The sequence below is a fragment of the Haloarcula sp. R1-2 genome (genome assembly GCF_011627385.1).
Lineage (GTDB): Archaea > Halobacteriota > Halobacteria > Halobacteriales > Haloarculaceae > Haloarcula > Haloarcula marismortui.
Map to the genome: position 1 here is coordinate 437,759 of NZ_JAANTG010000002.1, position 15,461 is coordinate 453,219.

Below are 15,461 nucleotides of genomic sequence, written 5' to 3' on the forward strand. Positions count from 1 at the left end.
ACTGCCCCCGGCGCAGGGACGGATATGGATATCGCCAGAATCGCCGTCCACGAGTCGGTTGCGAAGGCCTGCCCGCTGGAAGCGATGGTCGCCGCGTTACAGGGGCCCGACATTCCCGTCGAGATTGTCGGCGACGACGCCGCATTCGATGCCGGTGACTGCGTCGTCACGTTCTCCCCACGGAACGCGTTTCTGGACGCCGCCTGGGTCCACGGCATCCGCGCGGGCTACGACGAGTTCGACGTGGACGCCTACGAGGCGGCCGGGACGGTACTGACGAACAGCACCGGCATCCACGGCGACACCGTCCCAGAGACTGTCGTCGGCTACCTGACGGCCTTTGCCCGCCGCCTCCACGTCTATCGGGACCGCCAGCGCGACAACGACTGGACGCAGGAACCGTACGACGCGCCGTTCACGCTGACCGGCGAGCAGGTGTGCGTGGTCGGGCTGGGCACCATCGGCCAGGGCGTCGCCGACCGGGCCGACGCACTGGGGATGGATGTCGTCGGCGTTCGTCGCTCCGGTGACCCCACCGAGAACGTCGAGCACGTGTACACCCCCGACGAACTGGACACTGCCGTCGCCGACGCGCGCTTCGTCGTGCTGTGTTGTCCGCTCACCAAGGAGACCGACGGCATGGTTGACGCCGCTCTCCTCGCGCAGATGCGGACCGACAGCTACCTCGTCAACGTCGCTCGGGGACCGGTCGTCGTCGAAGACGCGCTACTGAACGCCCTCGATACCGGGACGATTGCGGGGGCGGCTCTCGACGCCCACTGGGCGGAACCGCTTCCGGACGACCATCCGCTCTGGGACCACGAATCGACCATCGTAACACCACACGTCGCCGCGGCCACGAGCCGGTATCACGAAGACATCGCGGCACTCGTTCGGGAGAACGTCGAACGAGCCACACGCGGCGAGTCACTGCGGAACCGCGTCGCGTGAGATCGAGCGCAGACGATGCCGCCTTGTGCCACGTTCAGCTACCTTCGACCAGCCGTTCGAGCTGCTCGGGCGGGACCGCGCCGCGGGCGGCGTGACCATCGTAGGCGAACGTCGGGACGCCGGTGATGCCCTGGCGCTTGGCCGCCGTGAAATTCTCGCGGACCTCTGACTGGAGGGCGTCGTCCGCGAGCGCCGACCGGATCTCGTCGCCGTCGACGCCCGCGTCCTCGGCCAGCTCGACCAGCAGGTCTTCGTCGTCGATGTCCTGTCCGTCCTGCCACAGCGCCTCGAAGACGGCCACGTCGAAGGCCAGCCACGTCTCGTAGTCGTAGTGCTCTTTGACGTAGTACGAGGCTATTTGGGCTGGCAGCGAGTCGATGTCAGTGGCGATGTCCAGGTCCATCTCCACGTCGTATTTCGCCTGCAATCGGCGAACACTCTCTTTGGCCTGCTCGTAGTACTCGTCGTCCTTGCCGTCGTCGACGGAGTGGTCGATGGAGCCGTCGGGGTTGCGCTTCCCGCTCCGGAGGTCGAAGGGGTGCCAGTCGACCTCCAGTTCGTCCTCGCGCGTCGACTGGTACTGCCTGAGCGATTCGCGTCCGAGATAACAGAACGGGCAGACGTAGTCCGAGAAGACCGTAATCCGCTCGCTCGACTGTGTTTCACTCATACGTCCGGGTATGCGTTGCTCGCGGTTAAACGCGGCCACCGTCTGTGTCGAACCAGCGCACGACCGACTGACCGGCTACACGCTGTCCTCAACGGTCCCGTGGACGGTCTCCATCCGGGAGACAAGGTCGTCGGCGTCCGCTGCGAACAGTGTCACGCGCCCGTCAGTACCCACGCCCTCGCGGCCGACGACGGCGACCGGTGTCCCCTCGCTGGTCTCGAAGGCCCGGTCGACGCCCCACGCGATACCGTCGTCGGAAACCGCGTCCGGGCGCTCGTCGGGATCGTACGCAGCGACAGGCCCGTCCAGCGACGACAGCGCGTCCTCGATGGCGTCGGCCAGTCGGCAGTTGGCGGCGAACCGGACCGCGGGGTCATGTTCACGGGCGGCCAGCAGGGCACGAGCCACCGTCGTGGACGCGCCGAAGCGGACGCCGCGGTTCGGCCGGATACCGTCCATCGTGCGGGCGATGCGGCCTTCGACGGCGGCGACCGCGTCCGGTGTCTCTGCGTATGGTGTCGCACCAGCGATTGTCATCCCTCGCTCTGGGACCAGCGCCGACACGTCCGCATCGACGAGGGCCGACACGGCTCGCTCGACGGCCTCGCTTGTCGGACGGCGCGCGGCGTCGTTGCGGGTCTGGACGAGGTGGTGGACCGCGCCCGGACCGTCACCCACGTCAACGTTGTACCGGACCGCGCTCGCAAGCAGGTCGATACTGCTTCCGACCGCCGCCGGCAGGTCGTCGCCGTGGGCCAACTGCGTCGCGATGGCTGAGGAGAGCGTACAGCCGGAGCCGTGGGTGGCCTCGGTGTCGATGCGGTCGTGGCGGAATGTCGTCACCCCGTCATCGGTCACGAGGGTGTCGACGACGGCGTCGCCCGGGACATGGCCCCCCTTCACGAGCGCGCTGTCGGCTCCCATCTCAACGAGGTCACGGCCCGCCTGCTCCGCGGCCGCAGGGTCGTCGACATCGCGCCCGGTCAGGACGGCGGCTTCGTCGGCGTTCGGCGTGACGACCGCCGCTTCAGCGATGAGGGTCTCGTAGGCGTCTTCGGCCTCGGCAGCCAGTAACCGGTCGCCCGAGGCCGCCACCATCACCGGGTCGACGACGAGATTCGGCAGGTCGGCGGCGTGTTCCACGACCAGATCGATGACCTCGCTTGTCGCGAGCATGCCCGTTTTGACCGCGGCCACGTCGAAATCTCCCGTGACCGCCCCAATCTGGGCCTCAATTTCGTCGACCGGGAGCAGATGCTGGCCCTGCACGCCCGTGGTGTTCTGTGCCGTCACGCTCGTGATCGCGCTGGTCCCGAAGCCGCCACAGGCTTCGATGGTCTTGAGGTCGGCCTGGATGCCGGCCCCACCACCGGAGTCGCTGCCAGCGACGGTCAGCACGACTGGCGGCGTTACTGGGGCGTCCGTTCGTGTCATATCTGATGCCTTTGCCGGCGGCCACATATCGGTGCTGGTCTCTCAGTAGGACTATATTATACGGACAATCCTAGTATGCTAATAATACTTCATACCACATCTGAGAAACCTTTATGTAGCGCTGTGCCGGATGTGCCCTTGTACCACAATGGAACCAGCGTCGCGCGATACTACCGACTCCGACGAGCAGTACGGCAGCTTCACTACTGGCGGCGGCGACGTCGTCGTCTACGACACCGAGAACCCGACCGCATGGCTTCAATCGAGCTATGCGGTACAGGTTGGCTGCTCCTCGGAACGAAAGTCGGCCTGACCTTTCTATCCGACCGATATCATTGCGATACCGACGATAGCCAGCCCCGCAGCGGCTAGGCGTGCTCGGAACTGCGCCTCGTCGAGAATAATCGCGCCCAGAATAACAGCGACGATAGCCTGCCCGTTGACGATGGGGGAAACGATACTCGCCGGGAGCAACTGGAAGGACAGCAACACGATGTGGTTCGCGTAGGCGACGAACATCGCCGCGACGACGAACTTCGGGAGGTCTGCCTGCCACCCCGGCGGGATCTGATACCGGAACGCGAACGGCGTCATCAACGCGGCGATGCCGACAGCCATCACCGGGATGTATGTCGTCGGTTCGATAGCCAGTTCCTGCATCAGCACCCGCTTGCTTACATCGACGAGCGCGAACGCCGCAGCCGACAGTAAGGCCAATTGCGCGGGCCGGGACTGCTGGGCCCGTTTGAGTGGGGCCAGTAACGCTGTGCCTTGCCAGTTCGCGACATAAACGGCGGCGGTCGCGACGACGACGCCGCCGACCTGCAGCGGCGAGAGGTGCTGGCCCAGCAGGCCGACTTCCAGCGGCAACACGAACACAGGAACGATTTTGCTGATCGGCGAGACGTAGGAGACTTCGCCGACGCGGATCGCCCGAAAAAGGGTGAGCAGTCCCACTGCCGTCACCGCCGTCACAGCGAGTATCGACAGGAGGACATTGACGCGGTTTCCCGCCGGGAGGAAGGGCTTGTTGCTGATGAAGACGACTGGGAAGTAGACGATGGGGACCAGGCTGTACGTAAGCAGCAGGAACACCGGCGACGGGTATTCGGTGAACCACCGCTTCATCACGAACAGGTACACCCCAAACACCAGCGCCGACAGGACGGCGTACGCGATTCCGACGTTCACGGTTGACAACGGCCGGCCGACCTCAATAACTGTTCCCTTCGGGCTCGTGTCAGGAACTACGCTGACGGGCAATCAGCGCCGCAAGTAACATTGCGAGACCGGTCACGAGCGCGGTAAAGCCGTTGCCCTCTCCGGCTGTAGTCTGTGTCTCTGTGAGTATCTCCGTCGGAGTCGACGTTGGTTCCGACGTTTCCGTCGAGACGACTACGTCGACCGCCGTCGTGGTCTGTCCGTCACCCGCTGACAGCGACACCGTTCCGGGTTTATCGAGGGTGACCGTCCGCGTGACCGTTGTCGTCGTCTGTGGTGGGAGATACAGCCGCTGCTCGGCGAACACGACATCGCTACGGCGGAACTCGACCGTTATCGTCCCCGGAATACCGTTGTCGTTGGCGACAGTGGCGGTCACGTCGACCTCGTCTCCCTGTCTGACCTCTTTTGGACTCGCAGTGACGTTAGTCACACTGGCGGCTGCCGGCTCCGTCACCACGACAGTGACGGTGTCGCCGTCGACGCTGATGGCGTATCGGCCGGGGTCGGCAAACGTGTGTGTCACTTCGACCTCGGTCCGTTCCCCCGGTTCGATCTGGCCCTGTTTCGCGGCGACGACGGTCTCGTTGACTGCGAGCGTCACGTTGTACGCCCCCGCCTCACCACCGGCGTTCTCGACGACCGCATCGACCGCGAGCGTCTCGTTGGTCACCAGCCGGATCGGTTTGCTCCCGCCGACCGGTGCGTTCGGCCGGTAGAGACTATCTGCACGGTAGGCATCTGCCCGGTCGACCGGTGGCAGGCCGTAGCCGATACGGGCGGGAATCGCACCGAACAACTGTCGCTGTGTCGTCCCGTTCCACATCGTCACCGTTGCTGTCGTTTCAGTCTCCGTCGCGGTCGTGTTCCGGACGGTTTCCCCGCCAGCGGCCTCGACTTCGGTGAGGAACTGCGATTGCGTGACCGGGTCACGGTAGCCGTTCAGCGACTGAAACACGCTCTGGAGTGTCTGGTTGCGGCCAGTAGCCGAGCGGATATGGACGTCTGCCCGCCCGGCGACGAGCGCGCCCTTCCTGTAGTTCGCGTTGCTCGTCCAGCTTGCCCTGTCAGTCAATGTCACGTCGCTGTAGACCGGCCGTCCACCCACCGCGAGCTGTTCCCGGAACTCGTCAAACCCGATCCGGTTCTGTTCCAGCGTCAGGACAGCGGCGTAGTACGTCGCCCAGCCCTCGACCGTCCACCGCGTCTCCTGTGTCGTCTCGTAGGCCTGCCGGCTGTGGACGTACTCGTGAAGCCAGACGTTGTTGGCGGTGTCCAGCGTTTGCCGGGACTGGACCCACATATCAGCGTCACCGATCTGATACCCCTCGACGCCCCACTCTACGGCCCCAGACGGCGCGGCGACGACGAACACCTGCTCGTCACGGTCGCCGACCCGGAGAGCGTTCGATGCGTTCGCCATCGAGTCGAGAACCGAAATTGGCGAGGCCGTCATTGCCGACCGCTCTGGCACAGCCAGCGTGAACGTCTGGTCGTGCGCTGTCTCCTCGAACGTCGCCACTTCGCCGAGGTACACGATTTCCTCGCCAGCCGCACCCGGGCCTGCCGTCCGGAGCGTGCGGTTGTACCTGACGGGGTCCTGACCAGTGTAGCGCCAGCGCGTCGGCGTCAGTGACCGCGTGAGCAGCGCCCACTCGCCCGTATCGACGCTGAGATATCGGCCCTCGGACCCCTCCGGACCGCTCTTCTCGATGGTCTGGTTCGGGTTGATGCGGTAGCTGATCGTCGCCGTATCCGTCGTTTCTTCCCACTCATACACGGACTCGTTGACGCGCTCGAACCCGTCCGTTCCGGTCACCGTCGCCGTCGCCGGGACGTGCGTTTCGAGGTCAACGACCCGGTCCGGGACTTCGTAGGCCACGGTCACCGCGACTTCACCCGGCTCCTCAGGCACGCGCGCGTAGGTCTGTGTCTGCTGAATCACGTCACCGTCGCTGGTTTGTGTCGCACCCGACGTGGCCGTCCCTGTCTCCATGCTGGCCGCCGCTGGGGCTGCCGTTCCGGCTGTGTCCCCACCCTGTCCCCGCGGCTGGCGTCGATGCATGTCGGCGCTTCGTATCCGGATCAGCGAGCCATTCGACTCGGTCGTGGCTGTCGGCGGCTGTACTGTCTCAACTGCCGGCCCACGCTGACCCGACGCCGTCTCGGCTTTGTACGTGCAGTTCTCACCGACGCCAGCCGCCGCTCCGTCGCTAGCCCCGGTCACCGCCCCGTGGTCGGCGGTCGCCGCCACCGGGAGCGACGCGATTCCCCCACCAAGGAGAAGGACCACGAGTCCGACGGCCACCACCCGCCGGGGTACACCGAACATTGCAAACAGTTACCGCCCCGTGGTTGAAATACTTGACCGCCGATTATGCGTGCTGGTATCATGCAACAAATTCTGTCTCTACCGGTCGCTACCTGAATCTCCCACGACGGTAAAAAGCAGCCAGACCTGAACCACTCATAGCCGATCGCAGCGCACACTCGCACGCAGACCGAGCTGAAAAGCTGGCGAGCAGGTCACAGCAGCGGCTTGCCACGGCGCTCTCACGAGAACCGTTGGCAGTCAGGAGTTCAGGCGACGTTGAAACCTTTGTCGCGGAGGAAATCCTCGACGCGGCCCGTGTGATTGCCCTGGAGCTCTATCTGCCCGTCCTCAACAGTGCCACCGCAGGCGAACTTCGATTTGAGGTCTGAGGACAGCGAGTCCATGTCGACGTCTTTCGGGTCGAATCCCTCGATAATCGTTACCTCCTTCCCGTAACGGCGCTCGTCGATGCGGATGTTAATCTCCTGGGACTCCTTAGCGACGTCCTCACAGACGCAGAGCTCCTCAGGCAGCCCGCACGTCGAGCAGACTTCCGACATTACAATCGCGCCTACGAACACGACCTATTAAACACTGTCGGGGACTATCGCTCGGAGACGATCCCGTCGGCGATTTCGACGGCCTCGTCGGCCATTGCCTCGCTCACTTCGCCGCCGTACCGGAGCCGTTCTCGTAACGTCGCCAGCCGCCTGACCCGGTCGTCGGCCCCTATCGCGTCGAGATACGCCCGTACCGTCTCGCCGCTTTTGCGGCCCCGGTGTTCCGTCGCAAGGACGTACATGGCCCGCTGGAACGCCCGCTCGACGTCGGTCTCTGGGTCCACGCGGCGCTGGTAGCGCAGCCACACCGCCCGGTAGGCTCGCTCGCTGAGGCCGGACCGGCGCGCGCCCGCTGCGATGCCGAGCAACGCGACGACGCCCAGCGTCAACTCCTCGCGCGACGGGAGGTCCGGGATGCTCAGCTCCGTCCCCTCGTCTGTGTCCGACGCCTCTGTTGTGCCGGTGGGTGTGTCCGTTCCGGTGGCCGTTGGTGTCTCCGTCGGCTCGGTCTCGGTACCATTGGTCTCGGTCAGTGGGGCAGGCGTTGACGTGTCGGGTGGCGTGTACCGTTCTACCGGGTTGCCGTCGCCGACAGTGGGCGACGATCCGTCCGAACTCGCGTCTTCGATACGTTGCTGTCTGACTGCCTCTCGCGGCCCGGACGGCGTCGGGTCGAACTGTACCCAGCCCTGACCGGGGAAGTACACTTCGACCCAAGCATGGGAGTTGAGCCCGCGCACGACCCACTGGTCTTCGTCGATGCGCTGGCCGGAGGTGTACCCGACGGTCATGCGCGCCGGGATGCCCTGGGTCCGGAGCATCGTTACCATCGTCGTTGCGAAGTAGACGCAGTACCCTTCGTCCATCTCGAAGAGGAAGGCGTCGGCGACGTTGAAGTCGGGTCGGTCGACATCGAGTGAGTAGCCCTTGGTGTCCTGCAGCCAGCGCTCGACGACCAGCGCCGTCTCGTAGGGGTTCTCGGCGTTCGCGGTGAGAATAGCCGTCCGTTCCCCAACCCGGTCCGGCGTGCTGTCGGGAAGCTGCGTGTACAGCTCCGCAGTCGTATCGTCGTAGTCAGTGCCGGCCCCGCGCAGCCCGTCGGGAGTCGCCACGAGCAGTTCGCTCCTGACCTCGTAGGTGTCGCCAGTCGACAACGGGCCGTCTGGCTGGAACCCGCCCTCGCTTGAGACCGATACCGACGGCTCCCCAGAGTAGCGGACGGGCTTCCAGGCGGCCGGGACGGTCCCGATGGTCGACTCCGCCCGGAACTCTTGTCGAAGCGTCCGGGTTTCACCCGGTGGGCTGTCGAGGCGCTGGTCGTCGTACTGGCGTGGATTCCCCGTCCGCACCCACCCGTTGCCGGTGTAGCGGTCGTAGGAGGCGACCCGCCAGTAACGCGGTTCCTCGCTTTCGACCGTGTACCGGATCTCCGGCGTCAACGAGATGCTCCCGCGGACTGAAAGAGACTCTCCGGCGTCGAAGAGGCTCCCTTCGACGGTCTGGCCCTCCGACTCGTCGTCGTAGGACAGCAAACTGTCCCGGGTGATCGGCACCTGTGACAGCGCCGCCGGGACGACGATTATCGCCGCCAGCTGTTCGAGGACAGCGCGCCGCCCAGCGTCGATGCCGTCGCCGTCATCGTCCGCGCGCTCCGTCCCGTCACTGTCGGTCATCGCGTCCGGTCGCTTCGTCAGGTCCGCCGGCTCGTCTGTCGACAGCGTATCGAGCGTTCCGAAGCCGATCGTCGCTGCGATGCCGACCACACCCAGCAGTGTCGTCACCACACCGGCGTCAGTCGTCAGGGCGAAAAACGCGAGTGCCGTGCCAGCCGCCACCGTCGCCGTGACGTACCAGCGCCGCAGCGCGAAGTACCACGTCAGAAACACCGGTGCCGGCGCGAACGACAACACCCACAGCCTGACCTCGGCTATCTGGAGCAGCGACCGTCCGGTCAGCAGGGCAACGGTGTCGCTCAGAAGCTCCGTTATCGCCGGATTCGTCGAGAGGTTCAGGATGTACGCCCCGAGCCCGCCGGCGAACAGCACTGCGCCGACAGCAACCGCGAGGGGCGGTCTGAGCACGCGGGCCAGCAAGGTCGCACCCACGAACGAGAGGGCGGCCAGCGCCAGAAACAGGGTGGGGTCGCCGACCACGTCGCTGAGATAGTACATCGTCCGAAGCGGCGCGCCGATTGCCAGCGCCGTCGCAAGCAACGCCAGTATTCGTGACCCGCCCCAAGGGACCCGGTCGCGGACACGCTCTGTGACCGGGGCACTCATCCGTTCACCTCGCCTGCGATGGGGTTGTCCCGACTGGCGGTCACAGCAGCGAAGGACTGGCGGCGGCCGTCGACCGACACCGTGACCCCGTCGCCGTTGGCTGTGACAATCACGTCGGCGTCGTCTGTCCGGCCGGTCTGACCCGCGTCAGCCCGGGCCAGCAGTTCGAGCAGTCGCGTTCGGTGGGTGTCGCCGTACCCCTGTTCGACCGCGCCGTTCGGGACGGCGAGTTCGACAGCGAGACCACTCTCCAGCGCGGCCATCGTGATCGTCGCCGCCGCGGCGGCCATTTCGTCGGCGTGGCCCCGCTGGGCTTCCGCGGCAACGAGCAGGGTCCGGTCGCTCCGGTTGTCAGTGAACTCCTTGACTAACAGGTCCTCGCGCTTGGCGCTGGATTTCCAGTGGACGTCCCGCAGCGAGTCGCCGCTGACGTACTCCCGCAGCCGGTCGAACGACTGCCGGTCCTCGTGTTCCGGCGTGAACGTTCGCGCGAACGCCTCCTGGCCGCCCAGCCGGTAGACGGGCGGGTACACCAGCACGTCAGTCCTGCTTTCGACGGTGTAGCGCTCCGCGACGAGTCCCAGCGCGTCCGTCACCGTCGCCTCGACGGGACCGGCCCGTTGCTCACCCCGGGCCGTGTAGGTGACCCGGTAGGTCACCGTCGCCGGCAGGGACTTGGTTACCGTCGTCTCCCCCGCTAACCCCTCGGAGAGCCGGTCGGTGACCGTCGCGATGCCGCCCCCGTCGACGCGGAACTCCACGGGTTTCGTCTCGCCGGGGAAGCCTCGGCGGAGTCGGCTCCGTTCGACGGTCGGCGCGCCGCTCCAGCGAACCTGTACGGCGGCGGCGAACACGCCGACGAACAGCGGGCCGGCGACGGCGGTGAGCCCGGGCTGGCCGAATCTGGCGCTAATAAGAAGGCCGGCGACGGCGACAGCGAGGACGGCGAAGCCGCGTCGTGTCGGTCTCATTCGACGTAGACGGTATCGAGTGCCTCCGCGACGAGTGCCCGGGCGTCCTGCTCGCTGCTCTCAGTGCGGATACGGTGTGGGAGGACAACCGGCGCTTCCGTCTGTACGTCGTCGGGAATAACGTAATTGCGGCCGTCGAGGACGGCCCGAGCCTGTGCTGCCCGGAGCAGCGAGATGCTGCCCCGCGGGCTGACACCCAGCTGTGCGTTCTCCCGCGTGTACCGCGCCAGCCGGGTCGCGTACGAGCGGATAGGCTCCTCAACGGCCACGTCGGCCACCGTTTCCCGGGCCGCGGACAGCGCATCGAGGGTGGCGACCGACGTGAGATCCTCGATGGGATGGTGGCCCACCACGTCACCCAGCATCTCCGTCTCCGCCGCCTCGTTCGGATAGCCGAGATGCAGTTTCGTCATGAACCGGTCGAGTTCGGCCATCGGCAGGTCATAGGCCCGATTCTGCTCAACCGTGTTCTGCGTGGCGATGACGGTAAACGGCTGTGGAACGGGATGTGTGGTCCCGTCGACGGACACCTGCTGTTCCTCCATCGCCTCAAGCAGCGCCGACTGCGTCTTCGGCGGTGCACGGTTGATTTCGTCGCCGAGGACGACGTTGGCGAAAATCGGACCCGGCCGGAACTCGAACTCCTGTGTCTTCTGGTTGTAGATGTTGACGCCGGTCACGTCGGTCGGGAGGAGGTCCGGGGTGAACTGGACGCGCTTGAACTCGCCGTCGAAGGACGCGGCAACAGAGCGAGCAAGCATCGTCTTGCCGACGCCGGGGACGTCCTCAAGCAGGACGTGGCCGCGGCCGAGCAGCGCGATGACAATGTGTTCGATGGCGGCGTGTTGCCCGACGATGACCTGCTCGACGTTTTCGATCACCTGATTGGCGACGCGTGTGGCGTCGCGGAGGGGACTGTCCGACTGTTGACTGTGTGGGGTATCAGTGTCTGTCATAGTCGCGCTCTTGTGGGACGACGCCTCGGCACGGGGACTGGTGGGATATTCTGCCCTGTCGACCAGTAAGTGTCTTGTGTGGGTGCCACATCCTCCGGGCCGTTCAATTGTAGCTACGATTACGGCGTGAGCGTATGTAACTCTGTGGATGGGTGAGAACAACACACATCCGTTTGACGGCCGGTAGCGCCGTTCACCAGGACTTACAGGCCCCACAGACGAGGACGCCGTCCTGCGTCCACCGCCGCTCGACGACCTCCCCACACTCGGCACAGGTCGCTCCGTCGGGCGACCACGCGTAGGTCGTCACGGCCGGGTCGACCGCGTCGGTCGAAGCTTCAGAGCCGGAGGCTTCGCTTTCTGGCTCTGTAGTATCGTCTCCCGCAGACGCACCACTCTCTTCCTCGTCCTCGCTTTCGTCGCCGGCGTCAAGAAAGTCCTCCAGCGAGGTTTCTTCGGCCATACTCCTTGATATTGCCCGCGGCTACAAAATACCCTGTCGGTCGTTCCACTCGTAGTCCGCGTTTTGACACGCCGTCCGGGCCGTTATTCGGTGGCGACGCCGACGGTCAGCAGCGTCCCCAGTTCGCGGTAGCGCTCGACCATCGCCTCGCGCGTCTCGAACTCGTCCGTGGGGAACGTGTCTGCCGGCGGAATCTCCACCTCGCGGTCGGGGATCGTGTCCTGTGCAGCTACGGCCAGACCCGCTTCGCGGAACGCCTCGCGGTACTCGTCGGCGCTCCAGCGGGTCATCTCGATGTCGATGAACTCCTGCCACTCGTGGGAGTGGACGTTCTCCTCGTAGTAGTTCACCGCGATGTTGGCGGTCCCGCCGGGTCGCAGCACCCGCGCGATCTCTTCGAGGGTGTGTGGCGGGTCACTGGCGTAGTAGAACGCCTCCATTGAGAACACGTGGTCGATGCTGTCGGTCGCAAACGGCAGGGCGTCGAAGTCCCCGCGCAGGAACCCGATGCCGTCGTCGTCGGTGTACTCGCGGGCGTTCCGGAGCATCTCTGGCGACCCGTCGAGACCATAACAGGGACCGGCGTCGTTGGTGTCTCGGAGCGCACGGAGTGCGTAGCCCGAGCCCGTCCCGAGGTCGAGCACCGTGTCACCCGGTTCGACCGGCATCCGGGCGAGAACGTGCTTGGCGGTGTGCCAGTGTCGGTCCTCCATTCCTCTGTCCTTGCCTTCGGCCGCCCACGCGTCGAATTCCTCGCGAACGCTCATACGTCCCTTCAGCAGTTGCGGCCTCAAAATGCCCGCTATTTCGGCCTCATAGCAACACGTGTCCACCGATACCCGTACCCGTCTGGTGATGGACATCTCAGCCCACTTCCGTACACAAAATATCAGGCAGGAGATAAGTCGGTCGGCGTACTGCGACACAGCATGCGCTCGTACAAGGCCAAATCGGTAACCTCGATACAGCTTCCGCCCCGTGAGCGACGTGAGACCGCGCTCACCGAGGCCGGGCACAACGTTTTCAACCTCGCTGCGGATGACGTCTTTATCAGCGGACAAGGCGAATACCCCGAGGCTTGACCTCGGGGATGAAGCCGACACGCAGGGATACAAACCATTAAGTGAACACATCGGTAATCAAGACACAGCGATAGAATACAGTCACCGCTACCAAGCCTACCCGACACAAGAGGTAGCGGAGCGACTGGAACACCATCTCAACGTTCATCGCCAACTCTACAACCACGTCCGCTGGGACTACGAACAAGCCCCAGAAGACGACAAACCGTCCGAGTACGACCAGAACAACAAACTCCCCGAATGGAAGCAGAAGTGGCCGGTGTTCGGCGACCTGCACTCAAAGGCCGCCCAAGCCACCGTCGCTCGCTTCCATCGGAACCTCTCGAACCTTCGTAAAAAGAAAGAGAAGGGGTACAACGTCGGTCGGCTCAAACGGCAATCACCCACCGACTACCTAAGCGTGACGTACAACCAGTCTGGTTTCGACCTCGATGAAAAGAGGGGCCGTGATAGGTTCGCTTACGTTCGCTTCAGCAAAATCGGGTGGGTCAAAATCCGTTACTACCGTCCAATCCCCGACCGCGCTTCCATCAAGGAAGTCACGTTCAAGAAGGAGACGACCGGGGAGTGGTTCGTCTCCTTCGGCCTCGAAACCGACGACGCAGACCTTCCCGAGAAACCCAGCGTGGACACGCTCAACGCGAGCAACAGCGTTGGAATCGACCTCGGCATCCAGAACTACATTCACACCAGCGACGGCAAGACCGTTGACTGGCTCGACCTCGAAGACGAGTACGAACGACTTCGCCGTGAACAGCGCAAGTTGTCGCGGAAGGAGAGGGGGTCGAGTAACTACGAGAGGCAACGCAAGCAGGTCGCTAAGGTCAAGCGTCACATCAAGCGGAAGGTGTTGGACTACCAGCACAAGATTACGACGTGGCTCGTCAAAGAGTACGACGCCGTGTTCGTGGAAGATCTCGACGTTGCTGGGATGCTTCAGAGCGATGGAAACGCCCGGAACAAGCAGGATGCGGCGTGGCGACAGTTCATCACTCTCCTTGAATACAAAGCCGACCTGTACGGCTGTCACGTCAAGCAGGTCGAAGCCAGAGGAACGACGAAAGAGTGTGCATCGTGCGGTGTGGAGACAGCGAAACCCATCTGGGTGCGGGAACACTCCTGTCCGAGTTGTGGGTTCGAGACGGACAGAGACGCGAACGCGGCGATGAACGTCCTTCAACGCGGCTTTTCTGAACTAGGGCTGGGATGGCCCGAAGACACGCCCGTGGAGACTGTGACCGCTACGGACACGACTCACTTCGAGTCCGTGTCTGCAAGTCACGTCGTAGAAACGGGAAGCCTCGGGGCTTGACCCCGAGGCGATTCACCGACTTGCTAACCGATTCGGGGACTGGCGCGATGAGTGACGACCAGTGGGCGGCCGTGGTTCGAGGGGACGAGGCGTACGCCGGTTCGCGCTCGTTCAAACGCTTCCGTGAGACGGTCGCCGACGTGATGGGGTTCGACCGCGTGGTCCCGACACACCAGGGCCGCGGCGCGGAGAACGTCCTGTTCGGGGCGCTGCTGGACGACGGTGACGTCGTTCTCAACAACACGCATTTTGACACCACCTGCGCACACGTGACGAATCAGGGTGCAATCGCGGTTGACTGCCCGGCACAGACGGACCTGACCACTGATACCGTCGGGACGTTTGCCGGAAACTTCTCCACAGACCGGGGGTGGGACGCCGTCAAGGAGCACGGGCAGGACGCTGTTTCGGCCGTCGTTCTGACAATCACGAACAACTCCGCCGCCGGCCAGCCGGTGTCGATGGCGAACATCCGCGAGACAGCCGCCTTCGCCACGGAAATCGATGCAACGTTCGTCATCGACGCCTGTCGGTTCGCCGAAAACGCACAGTTCATCAAGCAACGGGACCCCGAATACGCCGATACGCCCCTCAGTGAGATTGCCCACGAGCAGTTACGTCCCGCGGACGCAATCACGATGAGTGGCAAAAAGGACGCACTGGCAAACATCGGCGGGTTCACGGCTGTCCGAGACGCTGCCCTGTTTGAACAGTGCAAACAGCGCGCGATCCTGTATGAAGGATTCCCGACCTACGGTGGCCTCGCAGGTCGTGATCTTGAAGCGATGGCGACCGGCCTGCGGGAAGCGGTTCAACCGCCGTACGTCGCCGAGCGAATCGAACAGGTCGCGACCCTCGGGGACCTCCTGCGTGATCGAGACATCCCGATAGTCACGCCGACCGGCGGTCACGCCGTCTACATTGATGCGGCCGCCCTGTTCCCGGATATTCCTGCCGACCAGTACCCCGGGCAGCGACTCGTCTGCGAACTCTACCGCGAGGGCGGCGTCCGGACAGTCGAACTCGGCTCGTTTGCCTTCCCCGGGACTAACCGTCCGGAACTCGTCCGTCTCGCCCTTCCTCGCCGGACGTACTGGCACGAACACCTCGAACACATCGCGGAGACCGCTGCACGAGTTCGTGACCGCCGCGACGAGTACTCCGGTCTGGAAATCGTCTGGGAGCCCCCAATGGAAGAACTCAGACACTTCTCAGCGGAACTTGAGCCTGTTGCGTAGGGCCATTCGC

Annotated in this window: 14 protein-coding genes and 1 pseudogene; 5 read left to right on the forward strand and 10 right to left on the reverse strand. The window is 64.5% G+C overall.

Going from position 1 to position 15,461, the window contains the following annotated elements; translation table 11 throughout:
• Positions 1-24: 24 nt before the first annotated feature.
• Positions 25-951, forward strand: coding sequence for a D-2-hydroxyacid dehydrogenase (ddh, locus tag G9C82_RS10365; RefSeq protein WP_127014047.1), 927 nt, complete (start codon positions 25-27; stop codon positions 949-951).
• Positions 952-985: 34 nt separating this feature from the next.
• On the opposite strand, the gene G9C82_RS10370 is transcribed toward ddh, so the two are convergent.
• Positions 986-1,621, reverse strand: coding sequence for a DsbA family protein (locus G9C82_RS10370; RefSeq protein ID WP_127014048.1), 636 nt, complete (start codon positions 1,619-1,621; stop codon positions 986-988).
• Between the two features lie 75 nt (positions 1,622-1,696).
• Positions 1,697-3,082 carry a bifunctional hydroxymethylpyrimidine kinase/phosphomethylpyrimidine kinase gene (gene thiD, locus G9C82_RS10375; protein ID WP_127014049.1) on the reverse strand — a complete coding sequence of 462 codons (1,386 nt, stop codon included), beginning with the start codon at positions 3,080-3,082 and terminating at the stop codon, positions 1,697-1,699.
• A 121-nt stretch (positions 3,083-3,203) separates the two neighbouring features.
• On the opposite strand from thiD, the gene G9C82_RS10380 reads away from it, so the two are divergent.
• Positions 3,204-3,368 (forward strand): hypothetical protein, encoded by a 165-nt coding sequence (locus G9C82_RS10380; RefSeq protein WP_004590650.1) that lies wholly within the window; start codon positions 3,204-3,206, stop codon positions 3,366-3,368.
• A gap of 5 nt (positions 3,369-3,373) precedes the next feature.
• On the opposite strand, the gene G9C82_RS10385 is transcribed toward G9C82_RS10380, so the two are convergent.
• The 8 genes from G9C82_RS10385 to G9C82_RS10420 form a co-directional block, all read right to left on the reverse strand.
• Positions 3,374-4,255: a DMT family transporter gene (locus tag G9C82_RS10385; RefSeq protein ID WP_007189423.1), complete on the reverse strand. Its 882-nt coding sequence runs from the start codon at positions 4,253-4,255 to the stop codon at positions 3,374-3,376.
• A gap of 40 nt (positions 4,256-4,295) precedes the next feature.
• Positions 4,296-6,608, reverse strand: a complete 2,313-nt coding sequence (locus G9C82_RS10390; protein WP_127014050.1) for a CARDB domain-containing protein — start codon at positions 6,606-6,608, stop codon at positions 4,296-4,298.
• A 248-nt stretch (positions 6,609-6,856) separates the two neighbouring features.
• Entirely contained in the window at positions 6,857-7,150 is a 294-nt protein-coding gene (yciH, locus tag G9C82_RS10395; RefSeq protein WP_004516073.1) for a stress response translation initiation inhibitor YciH, read from the reverse strand.
• 44 nt (positions 7,151-7,194) lie between these two features.
• Positions 7,195-9,429: a DUF3488 and DUF4129 domain-containing transglutaminase family protein gene (locus G9C82_RS10400; protein WP_127014051.1), complete on the reverse strand. Its 2,235-nt coding sequence runs from the start codon at positions 9,427-9,429 to the stop codon at positions 7,195-7,197.
• Positions 9,426-10,400 (reverse strand): DUF58 domain-containing protein, encoded by a 975-nt coding sequence (locus G9C82_RS10405; protein ID WP_127014052.1) that lies wholly within the window; start codon positions 10,398-10,400, stop codon positions 9,426-9,428. Before G9C82_RS10405 ends, G9C82_RS10400 begins: the two co-directional genes overlap by 4 nt.
• Positions 10,397-11,356, reverse strand: coding sequence for a MoxR family ATPase (locus G9C82_RS10410; RefSeq protein ID WP_004959140.1), 960 nt, complete (start codon positions 11,354-11,356; stop codon positions 10,397-10,399). Before G9C82_RS10410 ends, G9C82_RS10405 begins: the two co-directional genes overlap by 4 nt.
• A 193-nt stretch (positions 11,357-11,549) precedes the next feature.
• Positions 11,550-11,819: a hypothetical protein gene (locus G9C82_RS10415; protein ID WP_127014053.1), complete on the reverse strand. Its 270-nt coding sequence runs from the start codon at positions 11,817-11,819 to the stop codon at positions 11,550-11,552.
• A gap of 83 nt (positions 11,820-11,902) precedes the next feature.
• Complete coding sequence (locus G9C82_RS10420; protein ID WP_004959132.1) at positions 11,903-12,586, reverse strand: class I SAM-dependent methyltransferase; 684 nt, start codon at positions 12,584-12,586, stop codon at positions 11,903-11,905.
• A 162-nt stretch (positions 12,587-12,748) separates the two neighbouring features.
• Here G9C82_RS10420 and G9C82_RS10425 point away from each other — a divergent pair, with 162 nt between their 5' ends.
• The 3 genes and pseudogenes from G9C82_RS10425 to G9C82_RS10435 all read left to right on the forward strand — a co-directional run.
• Positions 12,749-12,901, forward strand: a complete 153-nt coding sequence (locus tag G9C82_RS10425; RefSeq protein WP_164734750.1) for a hypothetical protein — start codon at positions 12,749-12,751, stop codon at positions 12,899-12,901.
• 70 nt (positions 12,902-12,971) lie between these two features.
• The gene (locus tag G9C82_RS10430) at positions 12,972-14,213 is read left to right on the forward strand and encodes an RNA-guided endonuclease TnpB family protein (RefSeq protein ID WP_127014432.1); all 1,242 of its coding nucleotides are present in this window, start codon (positions 12,972-12,974) and stop codon (positions 14,211-14,213) included.
• Positions 14,214-14,224: 11 nt separating this feature from the next.
• Positions 14,225-15,451 (forward strand): annotated as a pseudogene (locus tag G9C82_RS10435) (tryptophanase); the annotation flags it as partial.
• Positions 15,452-15,461: the final 10 nt, after the last annotated feature.

Excerpts from the sequence above, each read along its gene's own strand:
- ddh (WP_127014047.1), top strand. The coding sequence starts at position 25 with ATGGATATCGCCAGAATCGCCGTCCACGAGTCGGTTGCGAAGGCCTGC.
- G9C82_RS10370 (WP_127014048.1), bottom strand. The coding sequence starts at position 1,621 with ATGAGTGAAACACAGTCGAGCGAGCGGATTACGGTCTTCTCGGACTAC.
- thiD (WP_127014049.1), bottom strand. The coding sequence starts at position 3,082 with ATGTGGCCGCCGGCAAAGGCATCAGATATGACACGAACGGACGCCCCA.
- G9C82_RS10380 (WP_004590650.1), top strand. The coding sequence starts at position 3,204 with ATGGAACCAGCGTCGCGCGATACTACCGACTCCGACGAGCAGTACGGC.
- G9C82_RS10390 (WP_127014050.1), bottom strand. The coding sequence starts at position 6,608 with ATGTTCGGTGTACCCCGGCGGGTGGTGGCCGTCGGACTCGTGGTCCTT.
- yciH (WP_004516073.1), bottom strand. The coding sequence starts at position 7,150 with ATGTCGGAAGTCTGCTCGACGTGCGGGCTGCCTGAGGAGCTCTGCGTC.
- G9C82_RS10400 (WP_127014051.1), bottom strand. The coding sequence starts at position 9,429 with ATGAGTGCCCCGGTCACAGAGCGTGTCCGCGACCGGGTCCCTTGGGGC.
- G9C82_RS10405 (WP_127014052.1), bottom strand. The coding sequence starts at position 10,400 with ATGAGACCGACACGACGCGGCTTCGCCGTCCTCGCTGTCGCCGTCGCC.
- G9C82_RS10410 (WP_004959140.1), bottom strand. The coding sequence starts at position 11,356 with ATGACAGACACTGATACCCCACACAGTCAACAGTCGGACAGTCCCCTC.
- G9C82_RS10415 (WP_127014053.1), bottom strand. The coding sequence starts at position 11,819 with ATGGCCGAAGAAACCTCGCTGGAGGACTTTCTTGACGCCGGCGACGAA.
- G9C82_RS10420 (WP_004959132.1), bottom strand. The coding sequence starts at position 12,586 with ATGAGCGTTCGCGAGGAATTCGACGCGTGGGCGGCCGAAGGCAAGGAC.
- G9C82_RS10425 (WP_164734750.1), top strand. The coding sequence starts at position 12,749 with ATGCGCTCGTACAAGGCCAAATCGGTAACCTCGATACAGCTTCCGCCC.